This is a genomic window from Streptomyces sp. NPDC001617 (assembly GCF_053596855.1).
Map to the genome: position 1 here is coordinate 42703 of NZ_JBSFHA010000073.1, position 12305 is coordinate 55007.

Annotated in this window: 14 protein-coding genes and 1 riboswitch; of the genes, 4 read left to right on the forward strand and 10 right to left on the reverse strand. The window is 71.2% G+C overall.

Annotation, left to right across the window (positions count from 1 at the left end; all coding sequences use genetic code 11):
* Positions 1–161: 161 nt before the first annotated feature.
* From ACWC09_RS38945 to ACWC09_RS38975, 7 genes are read right to left on the reverse strand one after another with little or no spacing between them, the layout of a single operon-like run.
* Positions 162–605, reverse strand: coding sequence for a PH domain-containing protein (locus ACWC09_RS38945; protein ID WP_450855777.1), 444 nt, complete (start codon positions 603–605; stop codon positions 162–164).
* 14 nt (positions 606–619) lie between these two features.
* Positions 620–1468, reverse strand: coding sequence for an ATP phosphoribosyltransferase (gene hisG, locus ACWC09_RS38950; RefSeq protein ID WP_450855778.1), 849 nt, complete (start codon positions 1466–1468; stop codon positions 620–622).
* A gap of 48 nt (positions 1469–1516) precedes the next feature.
* Entirely contained in the window at positions 1517–1789 is a 273-nt protein-coding gene (locus ACWC09_RS38955) for a phosphoribosyl-ATP diphosphatase (RefSeq protein WP_030946750.1), read from the reverse strand.
* A gap of 33 nt (positions 1790–1822) precedes the next feature.
* The gene (ribH, locus tag ACWC09_RS38960) at positions 1823–2308 is read right to left on the reverse strand and encodes a 6,7-dimethyl-8-ribityllumazine synthase (protein WP_450855779.1); all 486 of its coding nucleotides are present in this window, start codon (positions 2306–2308) and stop codon (positions 1823–1825) included.
* Positions 2309–2333: 25 nt separating this feature from the next.
* Positions 2334–3623 carry a bifunctional 3,4-dihydroxy-2-butanone-4-phosphate synthase/GTP cyclohydrolase II gene (locus tag ACWC09_RS38965; RefSeq protein WP_450855780.1) on the reverse strand — a complete coding sequence of 430 codons (1290 nt, stop codon included), beginning with the start codon at positions 3621–3623 and terminating at the stop codon, positions 2334–2336.
* Complete coding sequence (locus tag ACWC09_RS38970) at positions 3620–4261, reverse strand: nicotinamide mononucleotide transporter family protein (RefSeq protein WP_450855781.1); 642 nt, start codon at positions 4259–4261, stop codon at positions 3620–3622. The genes ACWC09_RS38965 and ACWC09_RS38970 overlap by 4 nt, the downstream gene beginning before the upstream one ends.
* The gene (locus ACWC09_RS38975; RefSeq protein WP_450855782.1) at positions 4258–4863 is read right to left on the reverse strand and encodes a riboflavin synthase; all 606 of its coding nucleotides are present in this window, start codon (positions 4861–4863) and stop codon (positions 4258–4260) included. Before ACWC09_RS38975 ends, ACWC09_RS38970 begins: the two co-directional genes overlap by 4 nt.
* 144 nt (positions 4864–5007) lie before the next feature.
* Positions 5008–5138, reverse strand: a riboswitch (FMN riboswitch).
* A gap of 231 nt (positions 5139–5369) precedes the next feature.
* Between ACWC09_RS38975 and ACWC09_RS38980 the strand changes: the two genes are divergently transcribed.
* From ACWC09_RS38980 to ACWC09_RS38990, 3 genes are all read left to right on the forward strand, one after another.
* Positions 5370–6260, forward strand: coding sequence for an RNA polymerase sigma-70 factor (locus ACWC09_RS38980; RefSeq protein WP_450855783.1), 891 nt, complete (start codon positions 5370–5372; stop codon positions 6258–6260).
* Positions 6261–6604: 344 nt separating this feature from the next.
* Entirely contained in the window at positions 6605–7345 is a 741-nt protein-coding gene (locus tag ACWC09_RS38985) for an SDR family oxidoreductase (RefSeq protein ID WP_450855784.1), read from the forward strand.
* Entirely contained in the window at positions 7342–7821 is a 480-nt protein-coding gene (locus tag ACWC09_RS38990) for a hypothetical protein (protein ID WP_450855785.1), read from the forward strand. The genes ACWC09_RS38985 and ACWC09_RS38990 overlap by 4 nt, the downstream gene beginning before the upstream one ends.
* Positions 7822–8050: 229 nt before the next feature.
* Here ACWC09_RS38990 and ACWC09_RS38995 read toward each other — a convergent pair whose 3' ends face one another.
* Positions 8051–9346 (reverse strand): ROK family transcriptional regulator, encoded by a 1296-nt coding sequence (locus ACWC09_RS38995; protein ID WP_450855786.1) that lies wholly within the window; start codon positions 9344–9346, stop codon positions 8051–8053.
* Between the two features lie 165 nt (positions 9347–9511).
* On the opposite strand from ACWC09_RS38995, the gene ACWC09_RS39000 reads away from it, so the two are divergent.
* Positions 9512–10726, forward strand: a complete 1215-nt coding sequence (locus tag ACWC09_RS39000) for an MFS transporter (RefSeq protein ID WP_450855787.1) — start codon at positions 9512–9514, stop codon at positions 10724–10726.
* Here ACWC09_RS39000 and ACWC09_RS39005 read toward each other — a convergent pair.
* The gene (locus ACWC09_RS39005) at positions 10686–11144 is read right to left on the reverse strand and encodes an acyl-CoA thioesterase (RefSeq protein ID WP_450855788.1); all 459 of its coding nucleotides are present in this window, start codon (positions 11142–11144) and stop codon (positions 10686–10688) included. The two genes, ACWC09_RS39000 and ACWC09_RS39005, sit on opposite strands and share 41 nt — an antisense overlap.
* Before the next feature lie 89 nt (positions 11145–11233).
* On the reverse strand, positions 11234–12305 hold a 1072-nt coding region (locus ACWC09_RS39010; RefSeq protein WP_450855789.1), incomplete at its 5' end, for an alginate lyase family protein.

Below are 12305 nucleotides of genomic sequence, written 5' to 3' on the forward strand. Positions count from 1 at the left end.
GTATGTCGTGAGGGGGCGGCGCAGGTACTACAGGACGATCCGTCCATCGCTGGAGGGAGTCACTCCTCGGGTAGCAGGGGCAGCCGATGCCCGGCGGGAACATCGGCGGCGGAGGCGCGACGAAAACGCCTCCGCCAACAGATTAATCAAGACAAGGGCCTCTACGGCAGATCCCTTGTCGAGCGGGCCTCGGCGAGCGCCCGGAGGGTGCGCGCGTCGGCGATGGCACGCTCCTTTGCGATGCCGGGCTGGATGCCCAGCGCGGGCAGGCTGGTGCCGTCGCTGAGGTTGAGGAAGACCCAGGGGTCCCCGGGGCGCAGGTTCACATGGAGGATTTCGGCCCATTCCAGGTGGCGCCTGCTGGCGATGTTGACCACGGTGACGCCGTCCTCGGCGGCGACGACCTTCACCCGGGCGAGGGTTGCCAGCACGCCGAAGAGGATCGCGCCGGTGAGGACGAAGCTGAGCTTCTCGCCGGGGCTGAGCTGGTCCAGGAGCAGCGCGATGACCGTGATCACCACGAAGATCACGACACCGCTGGTGAGCAGGACGGCCCGGGTGCGGCCCGGCCGGAAGGTGACCGGGAGGGTGGGCAGTGCGGACATCTCTCGTACGTCCCTCAGAGACGGCAGGCGTGGATGGCCGTGGTCAGGATGGCCCGGGCGCCGAGATCGTACAGGTCGTCCATGATCCGCTGGGCCTCCTTGGCGGGGACCATCGCGCGGACGGCGACCCAGCCCTCGTTGTGCAGCGGGGAGACGGTCGGCGACTCCAGACCGGGGGTCAGGGCGACGGCCTTCTCCAGCTGCTCGACTCGGCAGTCGTAGTCCATCATCACGTACGTCCGGGCCACCAGGACGCCCTGGAGGCGGCGCAGGAACTGCTGCACCTTGGGCTCCTCGCCGTCCGCCCCGGTGCGGCGGATGACGATGGCCTCGGACTTCATGATCGGCTCGCCGAAGACCTCCAGGCCGGCATTGCGCAGGCTGGTGCCGGTCTCGACGACGTCCGCGATGACCTCGGCGACACCGAGCTCGATGGCGGTCTCGACGGCGCCGTCCAGGTGCACGACGGAGGCGTCGATGCCGCCGTCGGCGAGGTGCCCCGCGACGATGCCCTCGTACGAGGTGGCGATCGTCTTGCCCTTCAGGTCCTCGATGCCGGTCGCGGTGCCCGGCTTGGAGGCGAAGCGGAAGGTGGAGCGGGCGAAGCCGAGCGGGAGGATCTCCTCGGCGTCGGCGCCGGAGTCGATCAGCAGGTCGCGGCCGGTGATGCCGATGTCGAGCTGGCCGGAGGAGACGTAGATCGCGATGTCGCGCGGCCGGAGGTAGAAGAACTCCACGTCGTTGACCGGGTCGACGATCCGCAGCTCCTTGGACTCGCGGCGCTGCTGGTAGCCGGCCTCATGCAGCATCTCCGCCGCAGGGCCTGACAGGGAACCCTTGTTGGGGACGGCGATGCGCAGCATGAGGTCGGCTTCCTTTGCGTGTGAGGTGTGCGAGTGGGGGTGTGCGGCTTACAGGTGGGCGTAGACGTCGTCCAGGGAGATCCCGCGGGCGACCATCATCACCTGGACGTGGTACAGCAGCTGCGAGATCTCCTCGGCGGCCGCCTCCTTGCCCTCGTACTCGGCGGCCATCCAGACCTCGGCGGCCTCTTCGACGACCTTCTTGCCGATGGCATGGACGCCCTTGCCGACCAGTTCTGCGGTGCGGGAAGTGGCGGGATCGCCGTGGGCGGCCTTGTGCTGGAGCTCGGTGAAGAGCTCCTCGAACGTCTTATTGGACATGGTGACGCCCACCCTATCCACATACGCGATTCGTCAGCGCCACGGTTCAGATACTGAGCGGAGGGTGGCCGCGGTCGCCACCGCCGCCGTCACCGCCTCGTGCCCCTTGTCCTCGCTGGAGCCCGCGATTCCGGCGCGGTCCAGGGCCTGTTCCTCGGTGTCGCAGGTCAGCACGCCGAACCCGACGGGGACGCCGGTCTCGACGGAGACCTGGGTCAGGCCCTGGGTGACGCCCTGGCACACGTACTCGAAGTGCGGGGTGCCGCCGCGGATGACGACACCGAGGGCGACGATCGCGTCGTAGCCGCGGCCCGCGAGGACCTTGGCGACGACCGGGAGCTCCCAGCTGCCGGGGACCCGCAGCAGGGTCGGCTCGTCGATGCCGAGGTCGTGCAGGGCGCGCAGGGCGCCGTCCACCAGGCCGTCCATCACCTTTTCGTGCCACTGCGCCGCGATGACGGCGACCCGCAGGTCTCCGACGTTGCGTACGGACAGCTCCGGTGCGCCCTTGCCGCTCACGTTCTCTTGTCTCCTAGAGGTGCGATTACTGGTTGCTGCAGGTGGACACCGGGGTGGTGTCCAGCCAGGGCAGGTCGTGTCCCATCCGGTCCCGCTTGGTGCGCAGGTAGCGGAGGTTGTGCTCACCCGCCTGTACGGGCATCGGCTCCCGGCCGGTGACCTTGAGCCCATGGCGGACAAGAGCGTCGGTCTTGTCGGGGTTGTTGGTCATCAGGCGGACGCTGCGGACGCCGAGGTCTTCGAGGATCTGGGCACCCGCGCCGTAGTCCCGGGCGTCGGCGGGCAGGCCGAGCTCCAGGTTGGCGTCGAGGGTGTCGCGGCCCCGCTCCTGGAGCTCGTAGGCGCGCAGCTTGGAGAGCAGGCCGATACCGCGGCCCTCGTGGCCGCGCAGGTAGACGACCACTCCCCTGCCCTCTTCCTGGATGCGCTCCAGGGAGGCGTTCAGCTGGGGTCCGCAGTCGCAGCGCAGGGAAGAGAAGATGTCGCCGGTCAGGCACTCGGAGTGGACGCGGACCAGGACGTCCTCGCCGTCGCCGATCTCGCCGGCGACGAGAGCGACGTGCTCGACGCCGTCGACGGTGGAGCGGTAGCCGTAGGCCTTGAACTCGCCGTGGGCGGTGGGCAGATGGGTCTCGGCCTCGCGGCGGACGGTGGGCTCGCTGGTCCGGCGGTAGGCGATCAGGTCCTCGATGGAGATGATCGTCAGGCCGTGCTTGCGGGCGAACGGGATCAGCTCGGGCAGGCGCAGCATGCGGCCGTCCTCGCCGGCGATCTCGACGATCGCGCCGGCCGGGCGCAGGCCCGCGAGGCGGGCGAGGTCGACGGCGGCCTCGGTGTGGCCGTTGCGGGTCAGGACGCCGCCGGGCTTGGCGCGCAGGGGGAAGATGTGGCCGGGGCGCACGAAGTCGGAAGCCTCGGCGTCACCGCTCGCCAGGAGCCGGAGCGTGGTGGCGCGGTCGGAGGCCGAGATGCCGGTGGTCACGCCGTGCGCGCCGGAGGCGTCCACGGAGACGGTGAAGGCCGTCTTCATCGACTCGGTGTTGTCGTCGACCATCTGCGGGAGCTTCAGCCGCTCCAGCTCGTCGCTCTCCATGGGCGCGCAGATCAGGCCGCGGCACTCGCTCATCATGAAGGCCACGATCTCGGGGGTGACCTTCTCGGCGGCGACGACCAGGTCGCCCTCGTTCTCGCGGTCCTCGTCGTCGACGACCACGATCGGGCGGCCGGCCGCGATGTCGGCGATGGCCTGCTCGACCGGGTCGAGCGACCAGTCCTCGATGCCGTCCGTGCTGTAGAGAATCGGTGCCGCTGTCATGCCGGCGCTCCTTCCAGGACGGGCTGCGACGTCCTGCGGGAGCGCAGCCACCAGTCGCGCATGCCCCACAGGACGAGTGCGCCGTAGATGACGTAGACGAAGCCGGAGAAGGCGTAGCCGTTGGCGAAGTTGAGGGGGACGCCGACCAGGTCGACGAGGAGCCAGGCGAACCAGAACTCGACCATGCCGCGCGCCTGGGCGTACATGGCGACGATGGTGCCGACGAAGATGTAGGCGTCCGGCCAGGGGTCCCAGGACAGGGACGGGTAGGCCTTGAAGAGCAGGGCGACCACGACCGTGCCGACCGCGGCGGCGCCGATCATCGCGCCGCGCTCGCGCCAGGTGGCGAACCGCGGGGCGATGTGGCCGTCGCCGGACTCACCCTTGTTGCGGTTCCACTGCCACCAGCCGTACAGGGCGACGGCCATGACGACCGCCTGCTTGCCCGCGCTGCCGGTCAGATGGCCGAAGAAGGCGCCGAAGAGGATGAGGCCGGAGGCGAACTGGACCGGCCAGCTCCAGAGGTTGCGCCGCCAGCCGAGGGCGAGGGCGATCAGGCCGAGGATGTTGCCGATCATGTCCGACCAGAGGATGTGCTGGCCGAACAGGACGAAGGCCTCGGAGTTGAGGGAGTTCACTGCGCGGCCCCCTGACCGGCGGCGAGCAGGCGCTCGACGTACTTGGCCACGACGTCCACCTCGAGGTTGACCGGGTCGCCGGGCTGCTTGATGCCGAGCGTGGTCAGGGCGAGGGTGGTCGGGATGAGGCTGACCGTGAAGTAGTCGGGGCCGGCGTCGACGACCGTGAGGCTGATGCCGTCGACGGTGATGGAGCCCTTCTCCACGACGTAGCGCGTGAGGTCCGCGGGCAGCGAGATCTTGATGATCTCCCAGTTCTCGGACGGCTTGCGCTCCAGGACCTGCCCGGTGCCGTCGACATGACCCTGCACGATGTGCCCGCCCAGGCGCGCGCCCACCGCCATGGGCCGTTCGAGGTTGACGCGGGAGCCGACGGCGATGGCGCCGAGGCTGGAGCGGTCGAGGGTCTCCGCCATGACGTCGGCGGTGAACCAGTCGGTCTCGTGCTCGACGACCGTGAGGCAGACGCCGTTGACGGCGATGGAGTCCCCGTGCTTCGCGCCCTCGGTGACCACCGGGCCGCGCACTCGGAAACGACAGGAGTCACCGAGGTTCTCGACAGCGGTGATCTCACCCAGCTCTTCGACGATTCCGGTGAACACTTCCCGGGTCCTCCTGCCTCATTCGGGCACGGACTCCGGGGCTGTCGAAGACGACAGAGGACGAGCGAGGACACCGGGGGCGACGCCGGACCGACCCGTCCGCACGGACGAGCGCATACGGCGGCGCGCACGAATGCCCGCCCGCCGCGCACTGCCTCCCATCCGGACTTTAACCGTCGGTCCAGGAATTTCACCTGGTCAACCGGCCGCTGGAAGCGACCGGGTCGCGGACTGTAACCGCCGGTTCGGAATTTCACCGACCCCGGAGTGCGCTGCTTCTGGTACAGAGCCAGTGTGCCACGCCTGATTGACGCCCATACGGGCGAGCGGTGTGGGTTGGCTCACAGGTGACGTTACTGGACTTCTCAACTCCCGCTCACCTGTTGGACCCTATGGTCTAGTCCTTTCTGGATCTTCCCGTGCCGGCCCGGCGGCGGTGACGACGGCCCTTGCCCGTCGCCGGGCCACCTCACTCCGTTGTCGGTGGGCTCTGGCAGGGTGGAGCCATGAGCAGCGCGACCGCCGACGACTTCGAGCCGCACCGTCCGCGCCTGTTCGGCCTGGCCTACCGCCTGCTGGGTTCGGCCGACGAGGCCGAGGACGCGGTGCAGGACGCGTATCTCCGCTTCAGCGGCGTGGACCGTACGGCCATCGAGCACCCGGCCGCCTGGCTGGCCAAGGTCGTCACCCATCTCTGCCTCACGCGCCTGACCTCGGCGCGGGCCCGGCGCGAGCAGTACGTCGGCACCTGGCTGCCGGAGCCGGTCATCACCTCGGACGGCACGCTCGGCCCGCTGGAGTCGGCGGAGCAGCGGGACGCCGTGTCGATGGCGATGCTGGTCCTGCTGGAGCGGCTCACACCGACCGAGCGCGCGGTGTACGTGCTGCGCGAGGCCTTCGGGTACGGCCACCGGGAGATCGCCGGCGCGCTGGATCTGACCGAGGCCAACTGCCGTCAGCTGTACCGACGGGCGGTGCGGCGGGTGGGCGAGGACCGGTCGCGGTTCGAGCCGGTGCCGGAGCGGCAGCAGGAGCTGGTCACGTCGTTCCTGACGGCGGCCCGGGACGGGGACCTCGCGGGTCTGGAGAAGGTGCTCGCGGCGGATGTGACCTGGTCCAGCGACGGCGGCGGCAAGGTCAGCGCGGCCCGGCGGCCGGTCTTCGGCCGGGACAAGGTCGTACGGCTGGTGGCGGGCGGTGTCGAACGGTTCGCGGCGGGCCTGGAGTACACGTGGGCCGAGGTCAACGGCGCGCCCGGGCTGGCCGCATGGGCCGGGGACACGCTTGCCGCTGTGGTCGCGTTCGATGTGCGGGACGGCCTGATCGGCCATGTACGGGTCATGGTCAACCCGGACAAGCTGGGCTTCGTACGGCGCCAGCTCACGCGCTCCCGGTAGGGCCCGGTCGGGTCCGTTCGAGCGGATCCCGGCCCGCGCGTCGCACCGTCGCCGGCGGGGCGGTCCCGCCGTCCTCCAGGACGTGGCCTGGATCAACCACCCGCACAAGGCCAAGACGCCGGGACTTCGTCGGCCGCGGTGGCTTCGACGACTCGACCCTCGCCTCTCCGGCCGTCCTCGACCCAGCTGCGGCCTGCGGACCGGCCTGCTCACCACAGGCGTCGGCCGGCAGGGCTTGGACGGGCCCTGCCGGGCGCCTGTCACATTCCGCGGGGGCTGCTCAGTCTCAGCTGGCGAAGGGCGTTCCACCCGGGAGCACCCGGCGCGTGAAGGGGCTGAACAGCATGACCACGATCCTGGTGACCGGCGGGACCGGAACACTCGGCCGGCTCGTCACCGAGCGGCTGCGGGCGGACGGCCACGAGGTGCGGGTGCTCAGTCGGCACTCGCAGCCGTACGGCGTCGATCTGCGGGCGGGCGGTGCCGGGCTGGACGCGGCGGTCGAGGGCGTGGACACGATCGTGCACTGCGCGACCACGCAGACCGGCGGCGACGAGAAGGCGGCGACGAACCTGATCGCGGCGGCGCGCCGGGCCGGGGTGACTCATCTGGTCTACATCTCGATCGTCGGCATCGACCGGGTTCCGTTCCCGTACTACCGGACCAAGCTCGCGGTGGAGAGGCGCATCGAGGAGTCGGGACTCGGCTGGACGGTGCTGCGCACGACCCAGTTCCACGACCTGCCCGTCATGCTGTTCCGGGCGCTGGCCAAACTACCGGTCGTACCGCTCCCGGCCGGAGTGTCGGACCAGCCGATCGAGGTGGCCGAAGTCGCGGACCGGTTGGCCGAGTTGGCGCAGGGGGAGCCTGCGGGACGGGTCGAGGACATGGGCGGCCCCGAGATCCGGACCTTCGAGTCGCTGGCCCGTTCCTATCTGAAGGCGACGGGGCGGAGGCGGGCGGTGGTGAACGTGCCGCTGTGGGGCAAGGCGTACCGGGCGTTCCGCGAGGGCGGGCACTGCACGCCGGAACACGCGGTCGGGAAGGGGACGTTCGAGGAGTACCTGGCGAGGGGGCAGGGGTGAGCCGACGTCACTGGCTGCGGGCCGGGCTGGGGGTCCTCGCCGGTACGCAGGTGCTGCTCGGGCTGTGGGTCCTGCTGCTGCCGGAGGCGTTCTGGAAGTGGCGCTGGGTGTCGTTCCTTCCGCCGTACAACGAACATCTGCTCCGGGACCTCGGCGGGGCAGACCTCGCGCTGGCCGTGGTGCTGTGCGCGGCCGTCACGGCGATGGAACGGCGCCTGGTGCTCACGGCACTGACGGCCTACCTGACGGCCTCGGTGCCGCATCTGCTGTTCCACGCCCAGCACTTGGGGTCCCTGTCGGCGGGCAGCGACGCGGGGCTGATGGCGTTGCTGGGAGTGGGGGTGGGGGCGCCGGCCGGGCTGCTGTGGCTGGCGACCACACCCTCGGCCTTCGCCGAGCCGACGCCGACACGAACGTCGACGCCAACACCACTTCCGACGCCCGACACCAACACCGCTGCTGACGCCGACGGATGAGACGCGGGGACGCGAACGAGTGCTGAGTAGAAACGAGTGCCGAGTGGAGGAGAGTCGCGAGCAGGGGGGCGCGGACGCTCCGTCGGGACCGCCGAGCGGGGGTCTCGGACTCGCCGGTCCGGACTGGCGAGCGGCAGTCGCTGACGCGCGGTCCGGACCAGCGCACGGAAGCCGCGGACACGCCGTCCGGACCGGCGCACCGTCCCGAACCGCCCCTCGGCAGACGTGACTACCGCTCGGGCGGCGCGAACAACTCGTCCTGAGCGCGGTCCCGCGCGGTGAGCAGCGCCCCGCGCAGTACGGCGCCACCACCGAGGTCGCTCGACCGGACCTCGGTGGGCAGCGGCGACATCCGCCGGACCCGCTCCGCCACACGTGCGGCGAGCTCACCCCCGCCGGCCTGCCCGACCTCACCGCCGAGGACGAGGCATCCGGGGTCGAGGACGGCCACGACCGACGCGACGCCTATGGCGAGGCGATCGGCGAGGGCGTCGAGGAAACGTTCGGCGGAGCCCGCGTCCGACACGCCACCGGCATGCCGCTCAACGCCTTCGGCAAGGGCCGGCCCCTCGCTCATCTCCGACACCGACCCTGCTTCACCCGCGCTCGCCCCCGCATCCCCGGACACCAGGAGCACGGCCCCCCGCACCACCGCTGCGGCCGGCGGCTCATCCACCGCCCCGTCCGCCACCACCCCGAACTCCCCCGCCAACTCCACCACCGCCGCCGACCCCGCCAGCGAGTGAAACCCCCCGTCACACGCGGTGGCCGACGGCAGTCCGGTCGTCCCCGGCACCGGCAGGAACCCGATCTCCCCGGTGCCGCCCGAAGCGCCCCGCCGCAGGGAACCGTCCAGCACCACCGCCGCCCCCGTCCCGTGCCCCAGCCACAGGAGCACGAAGGTGTCCCGGTCCCGGGCCGCGCCGTCCCGTTGTTCCGCGAGTGCCGCGAGATTGGTCTCGTTCTCGACGCTGACCCGCGCCTCGGGGAAGCGCTCCTGGAGGGCGGCGCACAGGCGGCGGTGCCATTCGGGCAGGCCGGTCGAGTCGCGGAGTTCACCCGTGACCGGGTCGATCAGCCCGGGCGCACCGATCCCGATCGTGTGCAGCCGGTCCGCGGCGGCCTCCTTCGCCACCCGCTCGACCAGCGCGACCGCCTGTTCCACCGCCGGCTCGGTCCCCGTGTCCCCGCCGATCGGCACGGAAGCCTCCGCGAGCACCCGTCCCACCAGGTCGGACACGACGACCGAGACGCCCTCCATCCGCACATCCAGCGCCGCCAGATACGCACGGTCGGCCACGATCCCGTACAGCTTCGCGTTCGGCCCTCGCCGCTGCTCCCCCGCCTCCCCGACCACACCGATCAGCCCGGCCGCGGCGAGGCGCTCGACGAGGTCGGCGACCGTCGGCCGGGACAGTCCGGTCAGCTGCTTCAACTGCCCCGCCGTCAACGGGCCCTCCTGCTGCAGAAGCCGCAGGGCGAGCCGGTCGTTGATGGCCCGGGCGGTGCTCGGGGATGCGGGCATGCCGGGATCCTTCCAGATGAGCGGGGGCGGGCAGGCAGGGAGCCCTGCCACCCGACCTGTCGCCCGATCGTCCATTAATCCTCTATCTATCAGGAAGGGACCCTGATAGTTTACGCGGCGCTACCGAGCACAGGACGGGAAACGGGAAACGGGAGGGGACGCAGAATGAACGACGTGGTCCATGACCTGCGTGTGGTGAGGCGCGCCCGGTACGCCGTGGCGGCCGTGTTCGCCGTGCACGGCGCCGTCACCGGCTCGTTCGCGACCCGCGTCCCGTGGATCCGGGAGCACGCGCACCTCAGCGCGGGCGAGCTGGGCTTCGCGCTCGCCTTCACGGCCTTCGGCGCCTCCTGCTCGATGCCGCTGGCCGGCCGCATCAGCCACCGCTTCGGCAGCCGTACGGCCCTGCGCGGGCTGATCGTCCTGTGGACGCTGGCCCTCGTCCTGCCGTCCCTCGCCCCGAACATGCTCACGCTGTGCCTGGCGATGTTCACCTACGGCGCGAGCGCCGGCATGGCCGACGTCGCCATGAACGCACTCGGCATCGAGATCGAGCACCGGCTCAACAGGTCGATCATGTCCGGGCTGCACGGCATGTGGAGCGCGGGCGCGCTGATCGGCTCGGCGGGCGGCACGCTGGCGGCGCACCTGGGCGCGGACGCCCGTGTGCACTTCGCGCTGGCGTCGGCGACGCTGACGACTCTCGGCGTCCTGGCCTGCACCTGGGTCCTCGATGTGCAGCCCGCCGCGGACGAGGAGCCGCCGCCGCGGTTCGCGCTGCCGCCGAAGTCGGCGCTGCTCATCGGCGCGGTCGGCTTCTGCGCGGTCTTCGCGGAGGGCGCGAGCCTGGACTGGTCGGCGGTCTTCCTGCGGGACCAGCTGGACACCTCGGCCGGTCTCGCCGCGGCCTGCACGACCGGCTTCATGCTCACCATGGCGGTGGCCCGGCTCGTGGGCGACGCGGTGGTGAACCGCTTCGGCGCGGTCCGCACGGTGCGGGCGGGCGGGGCCTTCGCCGTGCTCGGCGGCCTGCTCATCGTCGTGGCCGGTGTTCCGGCGGTGGCGATGACCGGGTTCGCGCTGCTCGGCCTCGGCATCGCGGTCGTCGTACCGCTCTGCTTCGCGGCGGCCGGGCACAGCGGCCCGAATCCGAGCCAGGCCATCGCGGGCGTCGCGACCATCACCTACACCTCGGGCCTGATCGCCCCCAGCCTGATCGGCGGGGTGGCGCAGGCGACGAGCCTGGTGGTGTCGTTCATGCTGGTGACGGTCCTGGCCTGCGGCCTCGCGGCCTTCGCCGGCGTCCTGCGCACCGGCGACCCCCGCACCCGGCGCGAGGTCAGTCCGCGGGCCGCAGCAGTTCCCGACCCGCGGCCCTGAAACCGTCGCTCCACGGCGCGGGGCGCATCGTGGTCGCGTCCAGCCGGACCAGCACCCGGGTGCCCCGCGCGTACGTCTCGGTGCCGTCCGCCGAGCAGAATCGGAAGCCGTACGTCAGCCCGGTGTTCCCCAGCCGCTCCAGCCACAGGTGGACGGCGTACTCGCCCGGCCGGGTCACCGGTGCCTCGTAGCTGATGACCAGCTCCTTGACCGCGTTGCAGGCGTCGCCGGCCGCGACCCAGTCGCCGTCGAAGTGAATGCCGTGCTCCTGCCACAGCTCGGTCCAGGCCCGCTCGACCTTCAGCGGGTAGCGGGCGTTGTGGAGCAGTCCGAGCGCGTCCAGATCGTCGAAGTGCACGGTGACGGGCATCAGCCGGCCGTACGAGAGGGCGGGGGCCGTCGGGGCTTGTGCGGTCACGGGTGGGACTCCTGGGCGTCGCGGGGCGGAGCGGTGGGGACACTCCATCCTAAGCGGACGCTCAGGAGTCCCGGTCGGGAAGGGCCTGGTCAGCCCGCTATGGAGTCCAGCTGCTCGGCGGCCGGGCGCAGCGCCCAGAGGTCACCGCCGGGCGGGGTCTCCAGGTTCGGTACGGCCCTCTGCGCCGCCTTGTCCCCCGCGTCCGCCGCGGCGTGCACGATGTCGCTCGCCGCGAACCGGTGGAACTCGAGCTCCGGATACGACCACGTGGCAGCCCCGGTCGCCGGGGGCAGCAGATAGTCCAGCGCCTTGAACACCCCCTGCCCCTCCGGCCCTTGATAGGCCCACAGGTTCACGCCGACATGCCGGCCGATGGCGGCGAGCCGCGTGTAGGCGACCAGGTCGAAGGTCGAGTAGTGCCAGCTGCGCGTCCGCGCGAGCTCCTGCGGCTGGCTGCCGTCGGCCGCGATCTGCGGGTCGATGCGCTTGGTGCGCGCGTCGAGCACGGTCCGCCGGGCCAGCGCCCGGTCGCCGGTCGCGTACGCCAGGGCGGCGAGCTGCATGTCGTAGAAGGTGCCGTGGTTGTTGGCGGCCGCGCCCTCCTCCTTGCCGAAGTCGCCGTTCTTCAGCCAGCCGAGGAAGTCGGAGTTCCACTTGCCCATCGCGGCACGGTCCTTGGCGCTCCAGCCCGGGGCGCCGGTGGCGAGGAGGGCCTGTGCGTCGAGCACGCTCGTGTACGACTGCGAGAAGTCGATGATGCCGATGGACCGGCCGTCGTACTTGCACGGGATGAACTGGGCGTGGTTCAGGTTCGGGTTCATGCGGGTGGCCGGGGTGAGGAACCAGGTGCGCAGGATCTGGGCGGCCTTCTCCGCGTACGCCTTCCTGCCCGTGTAGTACCAGGCCAGGGAGAGGTCGTACGTCGAGTCGAAGACGTGCTCCACGTCCTGGCGGTCGGTGCCGGAGTCGACCTCGGGGTTGCGCTGTCCGTCGCGCTGGACGTACGGGCAGCCCCAGGGGTTGTCGGCGGTCGGGGTCGTGGTGGGCCACCAGTAGGGGGCCTGACTGAGGTAGTCGTGGATGTCGCCGCCGGGTGCGGGTTTGGGCTTGTCGACGACCGTCCAGGGGCCCTGGGACAGCCAGTTGTCGGCGCGGGCCGTC